Annotated in this window: 22 protein-coding genes and 1 riboswitch; of the genes, 15 read left to right on the forward strand and 7 right to left on the reverse strand. The window is 75.4% G+C overall.

Features of this window, described 5'->3' with window-relative positions; all coding sequences use genetic code 11:
- Positions 1 to 339: 339 nt before the first annotated feature.
- Complete coding sequence (locus OH807_RS13580; protein WP_406198080.1) at positions 340 to 576, forward strand: hypothetical protein; 237 nt, start codon at positions 340 to 342, stop codon at positions 574 to 576.
- Between the two features lie 129 nt (positions 577 to 705).
- On the opposite strand, the gene OH807_RS13585 is transcribed toward OH807_RS13580, so the two are convergent.
- Positions 706 to 1,833, reverse strand: a complete 1,128-nt coding sequence (locus OH807_RS13585) for a zinc-binding dehydrogenase (protein WP_406198082.1) — start codon at positions 1,831 to 1,833, stop codon at positions 706 to 708.
- A 202-nt stretch (positions 1,834 to 2,035) separates the two neighbouring features.
- On the opposite strand from OH807_RS13585, the gene OH807_RS13590 reads away from it, so the two are divergent.
- The 4 genes from OH807_RS13590 to OH807_RS13605 all read left to right on the forward strand — a co-directional run bounded on the left by OH807_RS13590 (position 2,036) and on the right by OH807_RS13605 (position 6,353).
- Positions 2,036 to 2,689, forward strand: coding sequence for a class I SAM-dependent methyltransferase (locus OH807_RS13590; RefSeq protein ID WP_406198085.1), 654 nt, complete (start codon positions 2,036 to 2,038; stop codon positions 2,687 to 2,689).
- Positions 2,690 to 3,256: 567 nt separating this feature from the next.
- Entirely contained in the window at positions 3,257 to 4,129 is an 873-nt protein-coding gene (locus tag OH807_RS13595; protein ID WP_406198087.1) for a hypothetical protein, read from the forward strand.
- 7 nt (positions 4,130 to 4,136) lie between these two features.
- Positions 4,137 to 5,198 (forward strand): N-acetylmuramoyl-L-alanine amidase, encoded by a 1,062-nt coding sequence (locus OH807_RS13600; RefSeq protein WP_406198090.1) that lies wholly within the window; start codon positions 4,137 to 4,139, stop codon positions 5,196 to 5,198.
- A gap of 207 nt (positions 5,199 to 5,405) precedes the next feature.
- The gene (locus tag OH807_RS13605) at positions 5,406 to 6,353 is read left to right on the forward strand and encodes a hypothetical protein (protein WP_406198093.1); all 948 of its coding nucleotides are present in this window, start codon (positions 5,406 to 5,408) and stop codon (positions 6,351 to 6,353) included.
- Positions 6,354 to 6,525: 172 nt separating this feature from the next.
- Here the strand turns inward: OH807_RS13605 and OH807_RS13610 are convergent, their stop codons facing one another.
- From OH807_RS13610 to OH807_RS13620, 3 genes are all read right to left on the reverse strand, one after another.
- On the reverse strand, positions 6,526 to 7,605 hold the full coding sequence (locus OH807_RS13610; protein WP_406198095.1) for a prenyltransferase: 1,080 nt from the start codon (positions 7,603 to 7,605) through the stop codon (positions 6,526 to 6,528).
- A complete protein-coding gene (locus OH807_RS13615; RefSeq protein ID WP_406198097.1) occupies positions 7,602 to 8,462 on the reverse strand; it encodes a class I SAM-dependent methyltransferase in 861 nt (286 codons plus the stop codon). The genes OH807_RS13610 and OH807_RS13615 overlap by 4 nt, the downstream gene beginning before the upstream one ends.
- A 130-nt stretch (positions 8,463 to 8,592) precedes the next feature.
- Positions 8,593 to 9,909: a glycosyltransferase family 4 protein gene (locus OH807_RS13620; protein WP_406198099.1), complete on the reverse strand. Its 1,317-nt coding sequence runs from the start codon at positions 9,907 to 9,909 to the stop codon at positions 8,593 to 8,595.
- Between the two features lie 430 nt (positions 9,910 to 10,339).
- Here OH807_RS13620 and OH807_RS13625 point away from each other — a divergent pair, with 430 nt between their 5' ends.
- From OH807_RS13625 to OH807_RS13650, 6 genes are all read left to right on the forward strand, one after another.
- On the forward strand, positions 10,340 to 10,996 hold the full coding sequence (locus OH807_RS13625; protein WP_406198102.1) for a TetR family transcriptional regulator: 657 nt from the start codon (positions 10,340 to 10,342) through the stop codon (positions 10,994 to 10,996).
- A 179-nt stretch (positions 10,997 to 11,175) separates the two neighbouring features.
- Positions 11,176 to 11,254, forward strand: a riboswitch (cobalamin riboswitch).
- A 108-nt stretch (positions 11,255 to 11,362) separates the two neighbouring features.
- The gene (locus tag OH807_RS13630; protein WP_406198105.1) at positions 11,363 to 12,628 is read left to right on the forward strand and encodes a prenyltransferase/squalene oxidase repeat-containing protein; all 1,266 of its coding nucleotides are present in this window, start codon (positions 11,363 to 11,365) and stop codon (positions 12,626 to 12,628) included.
- Between the two features lie 122 nt (positions 12,629 to 12,750).
- Positions 12,751 to 13,503 carry an SCO2322 family protein gene (locus OH807_RS13635; RefSeq protein WP_406198107.1) on the forward strand — a complete coding sequence of 251 codons (753 nt, stop codon included), beginning with the start codon at positions 12,751 to 12,753 and terminating at the stop codon, positions 13,501 to 13,503.
- 357 nt (positions 13,504 to 13,860) lie between these two features.
- Positions 13,861 to 14,991, forward strand: a complete 1,131-nt coding sequence (locus tag OH807_RS13640; RefSeq protein WP_406198109.1) for a CbiQ family ECF transporter T component — start codon at positions 13,861 to 13,863, stop codon at positions 14,989 to 14,991.
- Positions 14,988 to 16,652: an ABC transporter ATP-binding protein gene (locus OH807_RS13645; protein WP_406198112.1), complete on the forward strand. Its 1,665-nt coding sequence runs from the start codon at positions 14,988 to 14,990 to the stop codon at positions 16,650 to 16,652. Before OH807_RS13640 ends, OH807_RS13645 begins: the two co-directional genes overlap by 4 nt.
- Positions 16,649 to 17,542, forward strand: a complete 894-nt coding sequence (locus OH807_RS13650; RefSeq protein WP_406198114.1) for an ECF transporter S component — start codon at positions 16,649 to 16,651, stop codon at positions 17,540 to 17,542. Before OH807_RS13645 ends, OH807_RS13650 begins: the two co-directional genes overlap by 4 nt.
- 73 nt (positions 17,543 to 17,615) lie before the next feature.
- On the opposite strand, the gene OH807_RS13655 is transcribed toward OH807_RS13650, so the two are convergent.
- Positions 17,616 to 18,464: a helix-turn-helix domain-containing protein gene (locus OH807_RS13655; protein WP_406198117.1), complete on the reverse strand. Its 849-nt coding sequence runs from the start codon at positions 18,462 to 18,464 to the stop codon at positions 17,616 to 17,618.
- Between the two features lie 153 nt (positions 18,465 to 18,617).
- Here OH807_RS13655 and OH807_RS13660 point away from each other — a divergent pair, with 153 nt between their 5' ends.
- Positions 18,618 to 19,223, forward strand: coding sequence for an NADPH-dependent FMN reductase (locus OH807_RS13660; protein WP_406198120.1), 606 nt, complete (start codon positions 18,618 to 18,620; stop codon positions 19,221 to 19,223).
- Positions 19,224 to 19,424: 201 nt separating this feature from the next.
- On the opposite strand, the gene OH807_RS13665 is transcribed toward OH807_RS13660, so the two are convergent.
- Positions 19,425 to 19,760, reverse strand: coding sequence for an antibiotic biosynthesis monooxygenase family protein (locus tag OH807_RS13665; RefSeq protein WP_406198123.1), 336 nt, complete (start codon positions 19,758 to 19,760; stop codon positions 19,425 to 19,427).
- Positions 19,761 to 20,088: 328 nt separating this feature from the next.
- Between OH807_RS13665 and OH807_RS13670 the strand changes: the two genes are divergently transcribed.
- On the forward strand, positions 20,089 to 21,024 hold the full coding sequence (locus OH807_RS13670) for an LAETG motif-containing sortase-dependent surface protein (RefSeq protein WP_406198126.1): 936 nt from the start codon (positions 20,089 to 20,091) through the stop codon (positions 21,022 to 21,024).
- A gap of 91 nt (positions 21,025 to 21,115) precedes the next feature.
- Here the strand turns inward: OH807_RS13670 and OH807_RS13675 are convergent, their stop codons facing one another.
- The gene (locus OH807_RS13675; RefSeq protein ID WP_406198129.1) at positions 21,116 to 21,499 is read right to left on the reverse strand and encodes a cupin domain-containing protein; all 384 of its coding nucleotides are present in this window, start codon (positions 21,497 to 21,499) and stop codon (positions 21,116 to 21,118) included.
- A gap of 60 nt (positions 21,500 to 21,559) precedes the next feature.
- On the opposite strand from OH807_RS13675, the gene OH807_RS13680 reads away from it, so the two are divergent.
- Both OH807_RS13680 and OH807_RS13685 read left to right on the forward strand, forming a co-directional pair.
- Positions 21,560 to 22,069 (forward strand): MarR family winged helix-turn-helix transcriptional regulator, encoded by a 510-nt coding sequence (locus OH807_RS13680; protein ID WP_406198131.1) that lies wholly within the window; start codon positions 21,560 to 21,562, stop codon positions 22,067 to 22,069.
- A 332-nt stretch (positions 22,070 to 22,401) separates the two neighbouring features.
- Positions 22,402 to 22,716: a hypothetical protein gene (locus OH807_RS13685; RefSeq protein ID WP_406198133.1), complete on the forward strand. Its 315-nt coding sequence runs from the start codon at positions 22,402 to 22,404 to the stop codon at positions 22,714 to 22,716.
- Positions 22,717 to 22,782 lie beyond the last annotated feature (66 nt).

Genomic DNA, 22,782 nt, shown 5'->3' on the forward strand with positions numbered 1-22,782 from the left:
TCCCGGGCGGCTGGTGCCCGGCGGCCACGGCATGCTCGCCCGGCACGGAGACCTTCAGGTGCTGTGGCCGCTCCACCGCGAACCGCTCCACCGCGAACCGGTGGGCCACGGGTGGGGATCCGCCGGGTCGCACGCGGCCCCGGCGGCCGCCGGGCGCCCGTGACGATCTCGATAGGACCACACCCGTTCCGGCCATTAGGGTGTCCGGGGCACGGGCCGGGATCACCGGCTCCGGACGCGGCCCGCCGACCCGGTCGTGCCGGTCACGCGTCCGTCCGTGCCCACGGCGTCCGCCAGGCGCCGAAGCATCTGCACCCTCGCACGGAGAAGACGATTCTGATGTCCGACACCCTCACCGACACCACCGGCCCCGCGATGACCGGGACCGACGCCGACGGGACCGCGACCGGGGACACCGCGGCGCACGGCCGCCACCGCGGCGGTTCCGCCGACAACGACAGCCCCGGGGCCGACCCGCACGGCCGCCACCGCGGCGGTTCCGCCGACAACGACAGCCCCGGGGCCGACCCGCACGGCCGCCACCGGCTCGCCGGGGCCGGGGCCGGCCGGGGCTGAGCCCCGCTCCCGCCCGAACGACAGGGCCCGCCGGGTGCAGCGGCGGGCCCTGTCGCATCCGGCGGACCCGCCCGGCCCCTGCCGGGGCGGCGGGGGCCGGCCGGGGCCGCCGAGTCCGAACGAGAGGGCCTAGCCCAGGGTCACCACCGTGCGCAGCGCCTCGCCGCTGCGCATCTGCGCGATCGCCTCGTTGACGTCCGCCAGCCCGACCCGGTGGGTGACCATGCCGTCGAGGTCGATCCGCCCGGCCCGCCACAGGTCCACCACCAGCGCGACGGTGCGCGGCACGGACGCGCCGCCGTACAGCGAAGGCAGCAGCCGCTTCTCGTTGAAGAACAGCTCGCCCATGGTGAACTGCGCGAGGTCGTCCTGCGCCCCGGCGCCGACCACCACCACCGCGCCGCCGCGCCGCGCCGCGTCGTACCCGGCGCGGACGGTGGCCGCCCGCCCGACCGCCTCGAAGACGTAGTCGAACCCGCCGCCCGGCAGGCTCTTCGCGACGCCCTTCAGCTCCTCGGGGGCGAGCGCGTCCGTGGCGCCGAAGGCCAGCGCCCGCTCCCGCCGCGAGGCGACCGGGTCGACCACCGCGATCCGGCCCGCGCCGCAGACCCGGGCCCCCTGGACGGCCGCCACCCCGACCCCGCCCGCGCCGATCACCGCGACCGAGGCCCCGGGCTCGACCCGGGCCGTGTGGACGGCGGCGCCGATGCCGGTGGTCACCCCGCAGCCGATCAGGGCGGCCAGCTCGTACGGCAGGTCGGCCGGGACCTTGATCACCGCGTTCTGGTCGACGACCACCTCCTCGGCGAACGCTCCGGTGCCGTAGAAGCCGGAGGCCTCGACCGCGCCGCCCGGCCCACCCTCACCGGCGCCACCGCCGTCAGCACCGTCGTCGCCGCCGAAGCGGAAGCCCGGGGCGCCGAGCCGGCGCAGGCTGGAGACACAGAGGTGGCCGCGCCCGCGCTCGCAGTGGGCGCAGCGGCCGCAGGGCGCCATCCAGCAGAGCACCACGCGGTCGCCGGCCGCGACACCCGCCACGCCCTCGCCGACCTCCACCACGTCACCCGCGCCCTCGTGGCCGGGCACGAACGGCGCGGGCTGCGGCAGGACGCCGTTCATCGCCGAGAGGTCGGAGTGGCAGAGGCTGGCCGCCCGCAGGCGGACCCGCACCCTGCCGGGGCCGAAACCGACCGCCACCACGTCGTCGCGGACGTCGAGCGTGTCCTGGCCGGTCTTGTGCAGGATGGCTGCGCGCATGGGTCTGCTCCCGGGTCGCCTCGGATCGGTGGTCGGGCCGATTCTGGCACGACCCACCCGCCCGGACTGGAACACGTTCCACTCCGCCCGCCCCCGGGCCCGGGCGGACGGGACGCCGTCGCGTACCGTCCAGTAGGGTCCGACGGCGAGTACGGCGAGTACGGCGCCCCGACCGTCCCACCCCCCGGCAAGGAGCAGCACCATGTCCGACCTCCTGGAGAACCCGCAGCCCGCGCCCGACGTCCTGGCGGCGTTCGAGGCCGCGACCGGGTTCATGCCGGTGGACGAGGGGCTGGCGCTGTACGCGGCGGCGGTGGCCGCGGCGCGGCGCACGGGCCTGCCGGTGCTGGAGATCGGCACCTACTGCGGGCGCTCGGCGATCCTGCTGGCCGCGGCGGCCCGGGAGACCGGCACGGTGGCACTGACCGTCGACCACCACCGCGGGTCCGAGGAGCAGCAGCCCGGCTGGGAGTACCACGACCCGACGCTCGTCGACCCGGAGGTCGGCCGGATGGACACGCTCCCACGCTTCCGCCGCACCCTGCACGCGGCCGGCCTGGAGGAGTACGTGGTGGCCCTGGTGGGCCGGTCCCCGCAGATCGCGGCGGTCTGGGGCGGGCAGGTCGGCCTGGTGTTCATCGACGGCGGCCACACCGACGAGCACGCGACCGGGGACTACGAGGGCTGGGCGCCCCGGCTCGCGCCCGAGGGCCTGCTGGTGGTGCACGACGTCTTCCCCGATCCGGCGGACGGCGGACAGGCGCCGTACCGGGTGTACCTGCGGGCGCTGGCCGAGGGGTTCGAGGAGGTCTCGGTGACCGGTTCGCTGCGGGTGCTGCGCCGCGCCACCGCCTGATCCGGCCGCGCCCCGGCGCCCCGTACCACCCCCGCCGTACCACCGCCCGGGCCGGCCGGGCCGGGATCCACGGACCGGCCCCCGGCCGGTCACGGATGCTCTAACGTCGTGCCGGGGCTGTCGGGCGGGGGTTCGAACGGTACGGTGTCCGCGCGGCACCGACGCGCACCGCGGGCGCACGCGAGCGGCCGAGCGGCACAGCACCAGGCAGAGCATCCGGGCACACGGTGGGGGCCAGAACGCAATGACGGACCAGCAGAACACCGCCCCGGCGGTCTGGGACCCCACCGCGCGCGGTGGCGCCGGTGGCTGGGTCCGCGGCCCGCAGCAGCAGCCGGGGGCCGCCCAGGGGCCGGCCGCCCCGCCGGCCCCGCCCGCAGCGGCCCCGCCGCAGCCCGGCCCGCCGCCGATGCAGCAGCCCCCACGGCGGGTGCCGTCGGCGACCACGGCCCGCCGCTGGCGGCCCGCCCGTACCTGGCCACCGCGCCCGCGTTCCCGGCCGTCGCCCCGCAGCAGCCGGGCGCCCCGCAGCAGCCCGCCGCGCCGGCCACGGGCTTCCCGGGCCACGTGACGGCGCCGCCCCCGTTCCCGTCGTACCCGCAGCAGCCGCACGGCCAACCGCCCCACCCCCCGCAGCCCTACGGGCAGCAGGCGTACCCCCAGGAGCCCTACGGGCAGCCCGACTTCCCGCAGGGCTACGAGGACGACGACGAGGACCGCCCCTCCAGCAAGCGCGCGCCGCTGCTGATCGCCTTCGCGCTGCTCTTCGTCCTGGCGCTCGGCGGCGGCATCCTCTGGGCGGTGAAGGACGACGGCAGCCCGGCCGGCCAGGCCGCGCCGGCGCCGTCGGGCACCACCGCGTCCACCGACGCGCCTGCCGCCGGCAACCCGCCGCCGGCGCCCGGCGGCACGCCCGGGGTGCCCACTCCCGCCGCCACCGACACCGCGTCCGCCGCCGCGAGCCCGAGCGCCGCCGGCGCCAACGCCGAGGCGCAGGCCAAGGCGATGGACGAGCTGCTGACCCAGGGCGAGAGCGCGAAGGCCCCGATCGGCAGCGCGGTCGCCAAGGTGTCCAGCTGCCCCTCCAAGCCCGACATCGAGAGCGCGGCGCAGGTGTTCGACACCGGTGGCAAGCAGCGCGACCAGCTGCTCGGCAAGCTGGCCGCCCTCACCGTCACCGACCTGCCCGGCGGTGCGGACGCGGTGGCCTCGCTGAAGTCCGCCTGGTCGCTGTCCGCCGACATCGACCGCGCGTACGCGAGCTGGGCCCGCGCGGTCTCCGCGCAGGGCTGCTCCGGCTCGGCCCCGAACACCGCCGACAAGAAGCACGCGGACGAGCTCAACCCGCAGGCGACCCAGGCGAAGAAGGACTTCGTGACGAAGTGGAAGGCGATCGCCGACGCGTACGGCCTGACCGCACGCACCCAGGACAGGATCTGAACCACCCGTGACCCGCACCACCCCCGGCACGCCCGGCACGCCCGGCACGCCCGACAGCTCACCCGACCGACCGCCCCGCCGCTCACGCCTGGTGCGCACCACCACGGTGGCCGGCGTCCTGGTGCCGCTCTGCCTGGCCGGCTGGCTGGGCTGGCAGGCCGTCGCCGACCACGGCGGGACGGGCGACGCCGCGCCGGCCACCCGTGGCAACGCCGCGGCAGCCGCGCCGGACACCGGTCCGGCCGGCGGTCCGGCCGCTCCGTCTGGGCCGACGGCCACACTCCCCGCCGACGCACCGCCGGCGACCCCGCCGGCCGGCGCCGATCCCTCCGCCGCGACCCCGTCGGCCCCCGGGCCCTCGTCCGCCCCGGCCGCCCCGGCCACCCCCGCGTCCACCGTGCTGGCCGGCCGGACGGTGCTGCTCGACCCCGGCCACAACCCCGGTAACTTCGCGCACTCCACCGAGATCAACCGCCAGGTCGACATCGGCAACACCCGCAAGGAGTGCGACACCACCGGCACCTCCACCAACGCCGGCTACACCGAGGCCGACTACACGCTGGACGTGTCCCGGCGGGCCAGGGAGATCCTCGCCGCCCGCGGCGCCACGGTGGTGCTGGCCCAGGACGGTGACCGGCCGTGGGGGCCCTGCATCGACGAGCGCGCCCGGGCCGGCGCCGAGGCGCACGCCGACGCGGCGGTCTCGGTGCACGCGGACGGCGGCCCGGCCGGCGGCAGCGGCTTCCACGTGATCATGCCCGCCAGGGTGGTCGCGGGAAAGGCCGACAACACGGCGATCGTCGCACCCTCGAAGCGCCTCGGCCTGCTGCTGCGCGACAGCTTCCACACCGCGACCGGGGAGCCGTACGCCGACTACGTCGCGAGCCAGGGGCTGGACACCCGCTCCGATCTGGGCGGGCTGAACCTCTCGGCCGTGCCCAAGGTGTTCATCGAGTGCGGTAACATGCGCAACTCTGCCGACGCCAGGCGAATGACGGACCCTCAGTGGCGCCAGCAGGCCGCCCAGGGGATCGCCGACGCCCTGACGACGTTTCTGACCACACGATAGGCGGCAGGGGCCGGCGGCCCGGCCGATCGGCAGGTGGACGGCAGGGGTCGGACCCGCGCAGTTTGCAACGACTTCGCCCCATTCCCGAGCCCGCTGTGCACCCGCGGGGCGGTTGGCCCTAGGCTTCTGGTCCGTTCGGAGTTTCCTGGCCGGAAACCCCGACCGTGCAACACCGCCGTCCACGACACACCAACGAGGGGAACGTTAGTGAATCTGCGCGCTCTCACCAGGGGAGACGCCGCCGTCGCAGGTGCGGCCGTCCTGCTCTTCATCGCCTCCTTCCTGCCGTACTGGACTGTCGACTGCTCAGGCAGGTACTGCAGCAACTCCTCGACGAACGCGTGGGACAGCGACCTGTTCCCCATCCTGCCCTCGGTGTTCCTGCTCGGCATCGCGGCCGCCGCCCTGATCCTGGTGCAGCGCTTCCAGGGCGCCGCCGCCGCCAACCGCCAGGTGCTCGGCCTGCGGCTGGACCAGTGGGGCATCGCCTTCGCCGTCGCCGCGCTCTGGACCTCGATCTGGTCCCTGGGCGGTGGGCCGAAGGGCCTGAACCACGGCTTCGGCGCCTGGCTCGCCGTCATCGCGCTGATCGTGCTCGCCGGTGCGGCCGCGGCCGCCCCGCTGCTGCCGTTCCTGAAGGCGCCGCTGGTCACCGACAAGCCGGCCGTCCAGCAGGGCTACCCGGGCGGCTACCCGGCCCCGCAGGCGGGCCAGCCCGGCCAGCCGGGCCAGTACGGCTACCCGGCCCCCGGCCAGGAGCAGCCGCAGGCGCAGTCGCCGGCCTTCGGCGGCCAGCCCGGCGGGTACGGCTACCCGGCCCCGCAGGCCGGCCAGCCGCTGGACGCCGCCGCCCAGCAGGCCGCCGCTCAGCAGGCTGCGGCCCAGCAGGCCGCCGCCCAGGCCGCTGCCCAGCAGGCCGCCCAGGCGCAGCCCGCCCCGGTGGCTCCGGCGGCCGACTTCGCGCCGTTCTGGTTCGCCGTCCCGGCGCCCCGTCAGCTGGCGCCGAAGGAGAACCCGGCCGGCGCGCCGGTCGGCGAACTGATCCCGGGCACCTGGTACCTGGCGGTCGAGCAGCGCGGTGCCGCGCTGGTCGCCCAGCTCCAGGACGGGACCCAGGGCCTGCTCACCGACGCCTCGGGCATCCAGCGCGGCTGATCCGCCCAAAGGCAGCAACGCCGAAGGGGCGGGACCGGATTGCTCCGGTCCCGCCCCTTCGGCGTTGCCGTTCCCACCGCGGGTTCCCGCCGTGGATCCGGCTGTTGCTCCGGCCGTGGACTCCGCCGCGGGTCCCCGCCGGCGGCTGCCGCGGGCGGGCGCCCGGGCCGCCTCAGCAGCAGTCCTGCACCACCAGGCCGGCGGGCAGCTCGTCGCCGCCGAACACCGACACCGTGGCCGGGTCGCCGCCGAGCGCGGCGACGGCCAGCAGCAGCGCCCCCGCCGTCCAGGTGGTGCGCTCCTCGGGCCAGATGGCGTCGTCCTCGAAGACGTACCCCGTCCAGTACGAGCCGTCGGTGTGCCGCAGGTGCTTCTGGATCCAGCGCAGGATGTCCACCGCGCGGTCGGACTCGCCGACCGCCCAGAGGGCCATGGCCAGTTCGGCGCTCTCGCCGCCGGTCACCCAGGGGCGGTCGCTGACGCAGCGGACGCCGAGACCGGGGACGACGAAGCGCTCCCAGTCCCGCTCTATCCGCTCCAGCGCCGCCGGACCGCGCAGGGCGGTGCCGAGGACGGGGTAGTACCAGTCCATCGAGAAGCGGTCCTTGTCGAGGAACCGCTCGGGGTGGTGGGCGATGGCGTGCCGCAGCCGGCCGGTCGCGAGCTCCCAGTCGGGCTGCGGCTCCTCCAGGTAGTCGGCGATGGCCAGGCCGCAGCGGAGCGCGTGCAGGATGCTGGACGAGCCGGTGAGCAACGCCTCGTCGGGCGCCTCCCCGTTCTCGTCGAGCCGCCAGGAGATCGGGCCGCCCGGCAGCCGCAGGCCGACGATGAAGTCCAGGGCCCGCCTGACCACCGGCCAGATCCAGTCCAGGAAGCCGTCGTCGCCGGTGCTGAGGTGATGGTGCCAGACGCCGACCGCGACGTACGCGCAGAAGTTGGTCTCCTTGGCCGTGCCGGAGACCTCCGCCCCGCTGCCGTCCGACGGGTAGGTGTAGGCCGCGTACCAGGAGCCGTCCGGGTTCTGGCGGGCCGCCAACCAGCGGTAGGCGGCCTCGGCGGCGGCGTGCTCACCCGCGGTGTCGAGGGCCATCGCGGCCTCGGTGTGGTCCCACGGGTCGAGGTGGTGACCGGTGAACCAGGGAATCCCGCCGTCGCTCTGCTGCTCGGCGAGGATGCTGCGGACGGTGTCGGCGGCCTGTGCGGCGTCGAGCACCCCGTCCAGCAGCAGCACCTCGGGGACGGCGGCGGTCACTCGCCGGCCCGCCCGGCGTCGGCGGGCACCGGCTCGGCCTGGGCCGGCTCAGCGGCGGCGGGCACCGGCTCGGCCTGGGCGGGGACGGCCCCGGCGGCCCCGGCGGCCCCGGTCCCGGTCCCGGCCCGCTCGGCGCGGTGGGGCTTGGCCGCGTAGGCCACGAAGCTCTTGCCGATGACGGGGTTGAGCGCCTTCTCGGCGGCCTTGGTCAGGGTGCTGATCACCGGGGTGCCGACGATGTCCCAGACCAGCAGCTTGTGGTAGGCCTTGACCGGCAGCGCCTTGTCGTTGTCCACGCCGACCGCACACTTGATCCACCAGTACGGCGAGTGCAGCGCGTGCGCGTGGTGGGTGCCGTACGGCTCCAGCCCGGCGTCCTGGAGCTTGCCGAGCAGCTCGTCGCCGCGGTAGATCCGGATGTGGCCGCCCTCGACCTCGTGGTACTCGTCCGAGAGCGCCCAGCAGATCTTCTCGGGTAGCCAGCGCGGCACGGTGACGGCGAGCAGGCCGCCGGGCTTGAGGACCCGGAACATCTCGTTGAGCACGCCCCTGTCGTCCGGGATGTGCTCCATCACCTCAGAAATGATGATCTTGTCGAAGTAGTCGTCCTCGAACGGCAGGGCCAGCGCGTTGCCCTCCATGGCGACCGCCGACGCGCCCTCGGGCGCCTCGCCCGCCTGCTCCATGGCCGCGAACCACTTCCTGACCTCGGCGATCTCCTCGGCGTTCTGGTCGAGGGCGATCACGTTGGCCCCGCGCCGGTAGCACTCGAACGCGTGCCGCCCCCCGCCGCAGCCCAGGTCGAGCACCCGGTCGCCGGGGGCGAGCGGGAAGCGCGAGAAATCAACGGTCAGCACTGCGGGGCTCCCATTCCTTTGGCACCAAACGTTCCGACGGCACGTCACGGGTTGTCGCGTCGGAGAGAAACCAGAACTGCGGGGTCGAGTCCACGACCGGGCGGGGACGGCACGGCACGGCGGGCGGCCGTCAGGCCACGTACCGCCAGCCCGGTCCGGAGCGGGCCCGCTGCCCGGCCCCGGTCGCCATCGCCGACCGGTACCCCTCGACGGTCAGTTCGGCGGCCCGCTGCCAGGTGAACCGGGCGAGCACCCGGGCCCGCCCGGCCTCGCCGAGCACGCTCCGCAGCTCCGGATCGTCCAGCAGCCGGCCGAGCGCCGCCGCCAGCGCGCCCGCGTCGCCCGGCGGGACGGCCAGACAGGTCTCGCCGTCCGGCCCGGCCACCTCGGGGATCGCCCCGCCGGTGGTGGCCACCAGCGGCGTCCCGGTGGCCATCGCCTCGGCCGCCGGCAGCGAGAAGCCCTCGTACAGGGACGGCACGCAGGCCACCTCCGCCGAACGGTAGAGGTCCACCAGCTCCTGGTCGGTCAGACCGCTGCGGAACTCGATGTGCTGCTCCAGCCCGAAGCGCCGGACCGCCTCACTGACCGGCCCGCGCTCCTTCTGCGGCTTGCCGACCACGACCAGGTGCGCGTCCCGCTCGGTGCGCACCTTGGCCAGCGCCTCGACCAGGTGCACCAGGCCCTTGAGCGGCACGTCCGCACTGGACGTGGTGACGATCCGGCCCGGCACCCGGTGCACCGCCGCCGACGGCGACCAGAGCCGCGTGTCCGCGCCGATCGGCACCACCGAGACCGCGCCGGGCGCGGCACCCAGGTGCTCGACGATCTCCCGCTTCGAACTGCCGGAGACGGTGATGATGTGCTCCAGCCGGGCGGCCACCCGCCGCTGCATCCGGGTGAAGGCGTACCAGCGGCGCAGCGACAGCCGCTTGAGCCGGGTGGGCGCCGCGTCCAGCTCCAACTGCCGGTCGACGGTGATCGGGTGGTGGATCGTGGTGACCAGCGGGAACCCGTGCCGCGCCAGGCCGAGCAGCCCGTAGCCGAGCGTCTGGTTGTCGTGCACCACGTCGTAGCGGCCCTTGTGCAGGGCGAGGTAGCGGCGGGCGCGCAGCGAGAAGGTCAGCGGCTCCGGGAAGCCGCCGGTGCGCATGGTCGCCACCTCCAGCACGTCCACCGGGCCGCGGTACTCGGCGAGTTCCGGGGTGCGGAACGGGTCGTCGGCGCGGTAGAGGTCCAGGCTGGGCAGCTCGACCAGGCGCACCGAGCCGGGGCCCTCGACCTCGTCCAGCACCGGGTAGGGCTGGGCGCCGATCACGTCCACGTGGTGGCCGAGCCGGGCCAGCTCGCGCGACAGGTGCCGTACGTAGACGCCCTGACCGCCGCAGTACGGGTCGCCTCGGTACGACAGCAGGGCAATCCGCAGCGGGTGTGCGGTCGCGGCCATCGTCGGCCCCCATCTCTGCGCTAGGTGTGCGATCCGGTGTGCAGTGTGCTGCCGGTCGCTAAAGTAGATCAGGTTTCAGTCCGGTGTGGAGTTCACCGGCAACCATGTGAACAATGAGAGACCTCGAAGATACCGGCCCGTAGCTTGCCGTCAGGAGCCAGGGCTGGTGATTCACGCCACGCCGGAGCACCCTGCCGGGCCGGCGGGGCGGACCCACCCCGGGCCGTCCCGGCAACCGCTCCGAACCCGGTCCGGCGCCACTGCGGACCGGGCCCGGATCTGCTCCGGGTCCGGTCCGGGTCCGCCACTGATCCACTCCTGATCCGCTCCGCCACTGCTCGCGCCCTGCTCCGAATCCGCCCCGCATCCGCTCCGCACCTGCTCCGGATCCGCTGGAGCGCCTCGCCACTCTCGCGCCCCGGGAGCACCCTTGCCGTCGCCCACCACCCCCGCGCCGTCCACCGCGCACCCCACCGTGCCCGGCACGTCCGCCGCGTCCGCCGCACCGACCACCGACCCGCCGCTGACCGCGCGACAGGCCGAGCGGCGGCGGCGGATCCTGCGCGCCGCGACCGTCCTGGCCGCCCGCGGTGGGTACGAGGCCGTGCAGATGCGGGAGGTCGCGGAGGGTGCGGAGGTCGCGCTCGGCACCCTGTACCGGTACTTCCCCTCCAAGGTCCACCTGCTCGTCGCCGTCATGCTGGAGCAGTTGCAGGGCCTCCAGGAGCAGGTCCGGCGGCACCCGCCGGCCGAGCCGGAGCCGGCACCGCGCGTCGCCGATACGCTCACCCGCGCCTTCCACGCGCTCCAGCGCGAACCGCTGCTGGCCGAGGCGATGGTCCGCGCGCTCTCCTTCGCGGACCGCTCGGTCAGCGCCGAGGTCGACCGGGTGAGCACCGCCACCGGACAGCTCATCCTGGACTCCATCGGCCAGTCCGGCCTGCCCACCGAGAGCCAGCGCGCGGCCGTCCGGGTGATCGAGCACACCTGGCACTCGGCCCTCGTCTCCTGGCTCTCCGGCCGCTCCTCGATCGCCGAGGTCCGCGCCGACCTGCACACCGCCGCCCAACTGCTCACCCTGCCCTGACCGGCGCCCCGGACCCGGGCCCGTACCGGCACTGCACCCGGGTCCGTACCTGCACTGCACCCGCCCCCGTTCCCGGTGGAACGTGTTCTCGCCCCGGCGGTCCCGCACGCCCCGGCACGGCGGCTAGAGTCGATGCGCAGAACCCACCCGCAGGACAACTCCATCCCGCTTCTCCTCCGGGGAAAGCCGGTGCGAATCCGGCACTGACCCCGCAACCGTGAACCCGGCGCGCGTTCGACCGGGCCAGTCGGAGTGCCCGGTGGAGAGGCGAGCGGCCGGCCCGGAAGCACCCGCTCCCGGCACCGTCGAGGTCTACGGCACGGCCCACCCGGGCCACCACCGCTCATCGAAAGGCTCAACTCCACCATGCTCACCGCCGCCCGCCTGGGCGCCGCCGCCCTGTCCGCCGCGCTGCTCACCGGTGCCGCCACCGGGACCGCCCTCGCCGACACCCCCGCGACCGGCACCGCCGCACCCGTCCCCGAGGGCCTGTACGGCAAGGGCGACCCGACGTACGACGGGGTGTGGCGGCAGTCCCTCGCCCTCACCGCGCTGGCGGGCGCCAAGGTGACCCCGGCCGACTCCGCGGTCTCCTGGCTCACCGGGCAGCAGTGCGCCGACGGCGGCTGGCCCTCGTTCCGCGCTGACACCACGGCCGCCTGCGACGCCACCACCGAGGACAGCAACGCGACCGCCGTCGCCGTCCAGGCCCTGCTCGCCCTCGGCGGGCACCAGGACGCCGTCGACAAGGGCGTCCAGTGGTTCAGGACCAACCAGAACGCGGACGGCAGCTGGGCCTACAACCCCGGCAGCCCCGGCGACGCCAACTCCACGGGCCTCGCCGTCAACGCCCTGATCGCCGCCAAGGCCGACCCGGCCGCGGTGGCGAAGGCCGGCCGGAGCGCCTTCGACGGGCTCGCCCTCTTCCAGCTCGGCTGCGCCGCCCCCGCCGACCAGCGCGGCGCCTTCGCCTACCAGCCCAAGCCGGACGGCGCGCTCGAACCGAACGCGCTCGCCGCCGGGCAGGCCTCGCTGGCCGCGGCCGGCGGCAAGCTGCCGGTCACCAACACCAACCGGACCGACGCCGCCCCCAAGGCGCTGCCGTGCGCCGACGGCTCGACCGGGAACAGCGTCCCGCGCGCCGACTCGGCCGAGGCGATCGGGGCCTACCTGACCACCCAGCTCACCGCCGGCGGCCAGCACCTCACCCTCACCACCCCCGGCGCGCCCCCGACGCCCGACTACACCGCCACCGCCTGGGCCGCCCTCGGCCTGATCCAGGGCGGCCACCCGCAGCAGGCGGCCGGCCCGGTGGACTGGCTCGCCAAGGAGGGCTCCGCCTGGACCAGGAGCGGCACCGATGCCTCCGCCACCGCCACCCTGCTGCTCGTCGCCCAGGCCGCGCAGCGCGACCCCGCCTCCTTCGGCGGCGACCTCGTCGCACAGCTGACCGCCCTCGGCCCGGCGCCCAAGGCGGCGGCCTCCGCTGCCTCCTCGGCTGCGTCCGCCCCGGCGAAGGAGAAGAAGGACGGCGGCATCAGCCAGTGGTGGCTGATCGGCGTCGGGCTGCTGATCGGCATCGGTGGCGGGCTGCTGCTGAGCTTCCAGCGCAAGCGCGGCGCCAAGCTGTGACCACCCCCGGCACTCCCCGGGCGGCTGCCGCACAGCGGCCGCCCGGGGAGGCGGGTCTCCCCGGCACCGCCGGTCTCCCGGCGCCGGCGGCTGTGCCGGTGCCGGTGCCGGTGCCGGTAACTGTGCCTGCCGAGACCGGTGAGCCTGCCGGGGCCGCCGACCTCGCCGGGGCCGCCGTCCCGGGCCGCAACCGGTGCGTCACTCCCGCCGTCATCCGGTTCGTCGCCGGGATGGTCGCCGGGGTGCTGATCCTGCTCGTCCTCGGGGCCGCACCGGCCCAGGCGGCCGGGTACCGGTACTGGTCGTTCTGGAAGTGGTCGGACGGCGCCTGGGCGTACCAGCAGCAGGGGCCGACCGTGTACGTGCCCCCGGACGGGGCCGTGGACGGGTGGCGGTTCGCCGTCAGCCCGGACGGCGGCCGCAACGCCGCACGCCCCGGGACCGCCGGGGACTTCGCCGCCGTCTGCGGCAGCACGCCGGAGCAGCAGGGGCGCAAGCGCGTCGCCGTCGTCCTGGACTTCGGCACCGCCGCCGACGCCGCCGGCGAGACACCGCCCGAGCCGCGCACCGACTGCGCCGTCGTCCCCACCGACGCGAACTCGGCCGAGGTGCTGGCGAGCGTCGCCCCGCCGCTGCGGTACAGCGCCAACGGGCTGCTCTGCGCCATCGCCGGATACCCGCGGGCGGGCTGCGGCGACCAGCTCGGCGCCGGGGACCGGCCGTCGGGCGGGAACGTCTCCGCAGGGGCCTCCGCCGCCGTGCGCGACGGCTCCTCGTCCGGCAGCGGCGGTCCGGACCTCGGCGTGATCGGCGGCGCCGTACTCGTCGCCGTCGTAGCCGCGGGCGCCGTCTGGCAGGTCCGCCGTCGCCGCTGACCCCGGTACGGGCCCGGCCCGCACCCGGTGAATATGTAGACCGGTCCACATATGTAGACCGGTCTGTATATACCGGAGGCACCGACCGGTCCGGAGACAACGACTGGCCCGCCTCTGTGGACCGGTCTACATATACCGGCCCGCCCACAGACAGCGCCCGGGAAGCAGGGAAGCACCACCTGCACAGGAAGTCGGCCCGTCCGACTTCCTGCGCCGGCACCACCCCGCCGCCCACCCAACCGCCCGCCCAAGCGCTCACTCACCGAACCGCCCGCTCGCCCAGCCCCCGCCCAGTCCCCGCCCAGCCAGCCACGCCCACCCACCCGCCCACTCGCCACCGACCTGGACCCCTCCGCCGTGACCACACCCCGCGCCGCCGGCCCGCCCCGCACCACCCGGACCCGCCGCCCGCCCACCGGCCCCCGCCAGCTGCACCCCGGGGCCTGGTGGCTGTGGGCGCTCGGCCTCGGGGCCGCGGCCACCCGCACCACCAACCCGCTGCTCCTGCTCCTGCTCGTCGCCGTGGCCGGTTACGTGGTGGCCGCGCGGCGCGGGGATGCGCCGTGGTCGCGTTCGTACGGCGCGTTCCTCCGGCTCGGGCTTCTGGTGCTCGGCATCCGCCTCGTCTTCGCCGTGCTGCTCGGTTCGCCCGTCCCGGGGACGCATGTGCTCTTCACCCTCCCCGAGGTGCCGCTCCCCGCCTGGGCGCAGGGTGTCCGGATCGGCGGCCGGGTCACCGTCGAGGGCCTGCTCGCCGCCCTCTACGACGGGCTGCGGCTGGCCACCCTCCTCGTCTGCGTCGGCGCCGCCAACGCCCTCGCCAGCCCGGCCCGCCTGCTGCGCGCCCTGCCCGGTGCGCTGTACGAGGCGGGCGTGGCCGTGGTGGTGGCGATGACGTTCGCGCCCAACCTGGTGGCCGACGTCCAGCGGCTGCGCGCGGCCCGCCGGCTGCGCGGGCGGAACGACCGTGGCATCGCCGCCGTGCTGAGCGTCGGGATTCCCGTGCTGGAGGGCGCGTTGGAGCGTTCGGTGGCGCTGGCCGCCGCCATGGACACCCGGGGCTTCGGCCGCACCGCCGACGTCCCGGCGCGCCTCGCCCGCACCACCGCCGCGCTCACCCTGGCCGGCCTGCTGGGCATCTGCCTGGCCGCGTACGGCCTGCTGACCGCCGGGGGTGCCGGCTGGGCCCTGCCGGTCCTGCTGCTCGGGCTGGCCGCCGCGTTCACCGGCCTGCTTCTCGGCAGCCGGCGATCCGTCCGGTCCCGCTACCGGCCGGACCCATGGGCCTGGCCGGAGTGGCTGACCGCCGGCTCCGGAGCCGCCGTGGCCGGGTTGACGATCTGGCTCTCCGGCCAGCACCCGGCCGCCTTCGCCCCCACCGTCGTGCCGCCGACCGCTCCCACCCTGCCACTGGCCGCCGTCCTCGCCGTCCTCGTCGGCCTGGTCCCGGCCTTCGCCGCCCCGCACCCGCCCCGGAGGGCCTCGTGATCACTTTCGAGCAGGTCTCCGTCCAGTACGCCGATGCCGCCGCCCCGGCGCTCAGCGGTGTCGACCTGACCGTCCCCGAGGGCGAACTCTGCCTGCTGGTGGGCCCGTCGGGCTCCGGAAAGTCCACCCTGCTGGGGACGGTCAGCGGGCTCGTCCCGCACTTCACCGGCGGCGTGCTGCACGGCCAGGTCACCGTCGGCGGGCGGGACACCCGCGAGCACCGGCCGCGCGACCTCGCCGACCTCGTCGGCACCGTGGGGCAGGATCCGCAGGCGCACTTCGTCACCGACACCGTCGAGGACGAACTCGCCTACGGCATGGAGTCGCTGGGCCTGCCGTCGGACGTGATGCGGCGCCGGGTCGAGGAGACGCTCGACCTGCTGGGCCTCGCCGAGCTGCGTGACCGTGCGCTGCATTCGCTCTCCGGCGGCCAGCAGCAGCGGGTCGCGATCGGCTCGGTGCTCACCGTCCACCCTCGCGTGCTGGTCCTGGACGAGCCCACCTCCGCCCTCGACCCGGGGGCCGCCGAGGAGGTGCTGTCCGTACTGCAACGGCTGGTCCACGACCTGGGCACCACCGTGCTGATGGCCGAGCACCGGCTGGAGCGGGTCGTCCAGTACGCCGATCAGGTCCTGCTGCTCGACCCCGGCAGGCCGCCCGTGCTCGGCGAGCCCGCCGAGGTGATGGCGCACTCCCCCGTCCACCCGCCGGTGGTCGGCCTCGGCCGGCTCGCGGGCTGGCACCCGCTGCCGCTGTCGGTCCGCGACGCCCGCCGCAAGGCCGCCGGCCTGCGCACCCGCCTGGACGGCCTGCACCCGACCCCCGCACCGGTCACCAGGACCGCCCCGACCGCCCCGACCGCCCCGACCGTCGGAGAGAGCCCCACCCCGACGGCCGCCCCGATCGCCGACGCCGACCGTCTGGCTGTCCGGCGCGGCCCCGTACACGCGCTGCGCGGCGTCGACCTCACCCTCCGCCCCGGCGAGATCGCCGCCCTCATGGGCCGCAACGGCGCCGGCAAGTCCACCCTGCTGGGCGCGCTGGTCGGCCTGCACGCGCCCGCCGCCGGCAGCGTCCGGGTCGGCGGGCTCACCCCGCACCGCACCCGGCCCGCCGAACTGATCCGCCGGGTCGGCCTCGTCCCGCAGGATCCGCGCGATCTGCTGTACGGGGAGAGCGTCGCCGCCGAGTGCGCAGCCGCCGACGGCGACGCGGGCGCCGCGGCCGGCACCTGCCGCGCGCTGGTCGAACGGCTGCTGCCCGGCATCGCCGACGACGCCCACCCGCGCGACCTCTCGGAGGGCCAGCGGCTGAGCCTGGCGCTGGCCGTCGTCCTCACGGCACGGCCGCCCCTGCTGCTGCTCGACGAGCCGACCCGCGGCCTCGACTACGCCGCCAAGGCCCGGCTGGTGGAGATCCTGCGCACGCTCGCCGCCGAGGGCCACGCCGTGCTGCTGGCCACCCACGACGTCGAACTGGCCGCCGAACTCGCCCACCGCACGGTGATCCTGGCCGAGGGCGAGATCGTCGCCGACGGCCCGACCCCCGAGGTGGTGGTCTCCTCGCCGGCCTTCGCCCCGCAGGTCGCCAAGATCCTCGCCCCCTCCCCCTGGCTCACCGTCCACCAGGTCGAGCGGGCCCTCGACGGGAGCGCCGGATGACCCGCCCCGACCCGCGCACCGCCCGGCTCCGCCGACACACCGCCCGGCTCGGCCGACACCCCGTGCCGCTCGGCCGGCGCTCCGTCGCGACGCTGCTGCTCACCTCCTTCGTCGGCGTCACCGCCTTCGGCTGGCCGCTGCTCGCCGCCACCGACTCCGCCCTGGTCGGCCACGCCAAGGACGCCCCTTGGCTGTTCGCCCTGCTCCTGCCCCTGCTGCTCGCCGTCGTGATCGCGCAGATCTCCGAGGGCCGCGCGGCGGGCGGCGGCGCACCCGGGCTGGACGCGAAGGCGGTCGCCCTGCTCGGCGTGCTGGCCGCCGCGGGCGCCGCGCTGCGCCCGCTGGGCGCGGGGACGGCCGGGCTGGAGCCGATGTTCTTCCTGATGGTGCTGGCCGGACGGGTGCTCGGGCCGGGGTTCGGCTTCGTGCTCGGCTCGCTCTCGATGTTCGCCTCCGCCCTGCTGACCGGCGGGGTGGGGCCCTGGCTGCCGTTCCAGATGCTCGCGATGGGCTGGGTCTGCCTCGGCGCGGGTCTGCTCCCGGGCGCGGCCGGCCTGCGCGGCCGCCGCGAACTCGCCCTGCTCGCGGTCTACGGCGCCACGGCCGCGATCCTCTACGGCACGATCATGAACCTCCAGGGCTGGCCCTACATCGCCGGCCTGGCGAGCTCGATCTCCTTCGTTCCCGGTGATCCCGTCTCCGCCAACCTGGTCCGCTTCGCCGTCTACTGCCTCACCACCTCGCTCGGCTGGGACCTCCCCCGCGCCGTGCTCACCGTCACGCTCTGCCTCACCCTCGGCACGCCCGTGCTCCGCGCACTGCGCCGGGCCACCCGCCGCGCCGCCTTCGCCGCCCCGGTCGAGTTCAACCCGCCCGAACGGACGCCGTAACGCCGGGCCGGGCCGCCCCGGACCACTCGACCCCGGACCGCCGGCCCCCGGAACCGCTGGGCCCCGGCCCCCCTCAGACCGCCCGCAGCGCGCCCGGCCGCCGGCCGGTGAGCCGGTCGAGCGCGGCGGCGGTCGCCTCGTCCGCCGGCAGGTGGACGACCAGCCGCTGGTCGTCGTCGGCGGGCAGTTCGAGCGTCTCGTAGCCGAGCCGCAGCTCGCCCGCCCCGGGGTGGCTCAGCCGGGTGACGCCGTTCGCCCGCGGGAGCCCGGGCAGGGTCTCCAGGCGCCGGGTGAACTCCGCCCCGCAGGACACCGTCAACTCGTCTACCAGCGCGCCGACGTGGGGGTCCGACCGGCCCGGCCCCTGCTTGAGGGCGGCGACCTGCTCGTCGGCGACCGTCTCCCAGTCGGGGAAGGCCGTGCGGGCCCGCGGGTCGGTGAAGACGAACCGCGCGAAGTTCGGCTGCCTGCCGTCCAGCGATCCGATCGGCCCGTGGACCTGCCGGTAGCCGTCCGTACAGGACAGGACCTCGCTCAGCCGGTTCAGCAGCACGGCAGGGGCCGGCTCCAGCCGGTCGAGCAGTGCCTGCACGGTCGGCCGCACCGACCGGTTCGGCCCGGCGCCGCCGGTGCAACTGAAGCCCGGATCGGCCCCCTTGACCAGCCGGTGCAGGTGGACGCGCTCGCCCGCGGTCAGTCGCAGCGCGTCGGCCAGCGCCGCCAGCACCGGTGCCGACGGCCGCCGGTCCCGCCCCTGTTCCAGTCTGGTGACGTACTCGACGCTCACCCCGGCGATGGTGGCCAGTTCGGCCCGGCGCAGCCCGGGCGTCCGGCGACGCGGCCCGGCCAGCAGGCCGACCTCGGCCGGTGTGACGGCCTCCCGGCGCAGGCGCAGGAAGAGACCCAGCTCGTTGTCGCTCACCCGGCGAACGTAACACCCGGGCCCGGACCGGATCGTGGCCCTGCCACTACCAGTCTCCGCCCGGCCTTCCTCCCGCTCCGCGCGCCGGGCAGTTTTGGAGTCGTCCGGCCCGACGGTGGCCGGCCGTCCGCACCCCTCCCGAGGAGCACACCCATGTCCGTTGAGAAGCTGAGGCTCGCCGTGGTCGTCGGCAGCGTCCGCAACGGCCGGTTCGGCCCGGTCGTGGCGAACTGGTTCGTCGACCAGGCAGGGCGGCACGACGAGTTCGACGTCGATCCGATCGACCTGGCGGACTTCGAGATCCCGCTCGAACTGCCCTCCGTGTCCCCCGCGATGCAGCCCGACCTGCCCCGCCCCGCCGGAATGGCCGAGCTGACCCGGCGGCTCAGGGCCGCCGATGCGGTGGTCGTGGTGACGCCCGACTACAACCGGAGCTTCCCGGCCTCGCTGAAGGCCGCCATCGACTGGCACTACACCGAGTGGCAGGCCAAGCCGATCGGCTTCGTCGGCTACAGCGGCGCCAGTGGCGGCCTGCTGGCGATCGAGCAACTGCGCCAGGTGTTCAACGAGTTGCACGCCCACACCGTCCGCGACTACGTCTCGTTCCCCCGTTACTACCTGCTCTTCTCGCCCGACGGCACGCTGCTCGCCCCGGAGGAGCCGGAGGGCTCGGCCAAGGTGATGCTCGACCAGCTGCACTGGTGGGCCTCGGTCCTCCACGACGCCCGCCGCGACCGCCCGTTCACCGCAGGCCGGTGAGCCCCCGACGGTGAGCCCCGGCAGCCGCGCGCGCCCGGGCCCCGGCGGTGGCGGGACACCGTCCGACGGGCCGCTGCCCGCCGGTGACCGGCGTCGGCGCGCACCACCGCCGCATCTGACGACGGCGCACACCACCGCCGCACCTGACGACGGCGCGCCCCGGACCACCGTCCGGGGCGCGCCGTTCTGTCCGTCCGGGCCTCAGGCCTTCGGACCGGCCGACTGCACCACCTCGAAGGACCACAGCGTGGAGCCGCTGGCCGCCGGACGCTTCGGGGCCTCGCCGCCCTCGGACGGCGGGCCCTGGCGGTGGGCGGCCTGCATGGGGCCCTCCATCCAGGCCTTGAAGTCGTCCTCGCTGCGCCAGCGCGTGTAGACGAGGTACTGGTCCGTGCCCTCGACCGGCCGGAGCAGCTCGAACCACTCGAACCCGTCCGAGTTCTCCACCGCACCGGCCCGCGAGGCGAACCTCTTCTCCAGCTCCGCCCGCTGCTCGGCGGGTACGGTCAGCACGTTGATCTTGACCACGCTAGCCATCTGACACCTCTCCAGTTGCTCGGTCGGCCGGGGTGGCGACCTGCGACCTGCCCCGGTCACGTGCGAGCAGTCTCACACCTGCGACGGGGCGAACGACGCGAGGACGGCGCCGGGGCGCCACCCGGGACAGCCTACGAAGGCCCGCGCGAGCCCGGCCCCGTCGCGCCCACCCCGACCGGCGCGCGGCATCGGCCCCTTCCCGCCACCCGGCCGAAAACGTTCGCCCAGTGATCGATAGGCTGCGCCGGCGCGACCCGGGCCCGGCCCACCGCCGGCCCACAAGCCACCCGTATTCAGGCACAATTCGCCCAACGTCGGAGAATCGATCTTGCGCTCTTCCCGCCTCCTGGCCGCATCCACGCTGCTCGCCCTCTCCCTCGGCGCGACCATCGGTGCGACCTCCGCCGGTGCCGTCGCGGTCTCGCCGAGCCCGACCGCCTCCAACTCCGCCACCGGCTCCCCGTCGACCGGCCCGTCGACCGCCCCGACGGCGAGCGGCACGCCGTCCGCCCCCACCACCGCCCCCGCCACGCCGACCACCCGGCCGACGCTGCCGACCGCCACGCCGAGCGTCGACAACCGCTGCTCGGGCGGCGTGCACCACGGCGACCTCAAGTTCACCGGCACCGGCCTGTGGGGGGCCACCCTGGTCAAGGGCGGCCCGGCCCAGGAGGTGAGCGTCGTCTTCGAGAACACCACCGGTGTCGACCTCGCGAAGTTCGAGGCGAGCATCTACATCACGGACGAGAACGAGCCCGGGCCGGTGGCCTGGAAGAGCGACTTCTTCGACGTCCAGGTCCACGTGCCCGGCGGGGACTGGAAGCCCGCGAAGCTGGTCGACCGGGCCGTCAACCTGGGTGCGTTCAAGCTGGCCAAGGGCGAGAAGCTCACCCTCGGGTTCCGGATAGCCGCCACCCAGAGCGCCCCGACCGGTGCGTTCGGCGGCAACCTCGGCGGTGGCTCCGAGGCCTTCGACAACGTCGGCATCCCGAAGCCCGCGTCCGACAAGAAGGACAGCTGCACCCAGTACCTCGCCTACTACGAGGGCAACTTCAAGGTCTCCGACAAGGCCGGCAGCACCTCGACCGCAGCCACCGGCACCCCCGCGGCCGCGGCCTCCTCGCCCGCCGCCGGCCCGCACCTGGCCGAGACGGGCACCGACTCCAGCACCCTCCCGATCGCCCTGGGCGGCGCCGCCGTCCTCGCCGCCGGCGCCGGAACGCTGCTCGTGCTGCGCCGCCGCAAGGCGGGCGCGCACAGCTGATCCCCGCTCCGGCGAGGTGCCGAGGGGTGCGGACGACCGTCCGCGCCCCTCGGCGTGCGAAGCATCGGCCGGCGGCCGGAGCCGGCCCCGGTCAGGCGATCCACCCCGGGACGAAGGCCGTGTCCCCGGACTCGCCGACCTTGTGCACCCGGGCCCCGCCGGGCGCGGCCACCACGGCGGTGAAGCCGCCCGCGGTGCCCGTGGTGATCCGGCGGGCGACACCTGCGGGCATGATCACCGTGTCGCCGGCCCCCACCGCGAGCTCGTCCGCACCCAGTTCGACGGTCGCGCCGCCGCCCAGGACGGTCCAGATCTGCTCGACGTCGAACACGTGCAGCGGCCCCTGCTTGCCCGCGCCCATCTCCACCCGCCACATCGCCAGACCGGTGCCGCCCTGGGCGGGCGAGGCGAAGGTGGTCATCACGGCGTTGGGCGTCTCGGTGCGGCGGGCTTCGGTGCTGCGGACGACGGACATGGGTGACTCCCCCTAAGATAGACAACTGAGTTGTCTATATGGTCAATGAGGTTGTCTATCGTGTCAAGCGAACCCGCACCCCCAGCCACGCCCGCATCCGCCTCCACCCCCGCCCCCGGCTACGAGCTGCCACTGCGCCTGCTGCTCGCCTTCCGCGAGATCATCGACGAACTGCACGAACGGATCGCCCGCGAAGGACACCCCGGTCTCCGGCCGATGCACGGCTTCGTCTTCCAGGCGATCGGACCGGACGGCACCACCGCCGTCGAACTCGGCCGCCGCCTCGGGGTCTCCAAGCAGGCCGCGGGCAAGACCGTCGAGCACCTCGAACAGCTCGGCTACGTCGAACGCGCCGGCGACCCGGCCGACGCCCGACGCAAGGTGGTCCGGCTCACCGCGCGGGGCGTGGACTGCCTGGTCCGCTCCGCCCGGATCTTCGACGAGCTACGCACCCAGTGGTCCGAGACGCTCGGCGAGGAGCGGCTGCGCGCCCTGGAGGCCGACCTGCGGACGCTCGCCCCCGGCGATCCCTTCCGACTCGACACGCCCCGCTGGTTCGGCGCCTCCTAGGCCGCACCGGACGGGGCCCGGGCCGAAATCGGCGTGGCGTTCGGCCGCGAACTCACCGGAGCCGGCGCGGAGCCACACGGTCCATTTCCGGACCGGTCCTGAGGCCCGGCCGGGGAAGTCCCGGAAATACGGAGCGGAAGCGGGGCCGGGCGCCCTCCGGCGCCGCCCCGACCGGCGATCCAAGACCACTCCGGGGCCCCGGCACAAGGGCGGACGCAGGAAGGTGCAAAGAATCGCGGCACCCCTGCCCTCACGGCCGACGGCGGTATGTAATCGACGGAATTCCACGGCCGATCAGGCCGCCTGTCGAACATGCGAGGAGCACAGCCGAAATGCGCATTACCACCAGGACCGCAGTCGTTGCGCTCGGCGGAATTGCCCTGGCCGTGTCGGGCCAGGGCATCGCCGGCGCCGTTTCGCCCGCCTCGGCCGACCCGGTACCCAGCTGCGTCACGACCCGGGTCAGCACCGTCCTCGGCACCACCGTCCGGGTCACCAACGGCTGCGCCGGCGAGCAGCAGGTGAAGGTCAACTTCTCCTCCTTCGCCGGCGGCTCCTGGGGCACCTGCCTGGTCCTCGCCCCCGGCGAGGTGAGGACGGCCTCCGCCGTCGACCTGACGCGCTTCACCGGCCTGACCCGCTGCTGACGCCCCCGACGCACCACGGCCGGGCCCGCCGCCCCCGGGTGGCGGGCCCGGCCACGCCGCCCGCAA

Source organism: Kitasatospora sp. NBC_01560, assembly GCF_045208415.1.
GTDB lineage: Bacteria > Actinomycetota > Actinomycetes > Streptomycetales > Streptomycetaceae > Kitasatospora.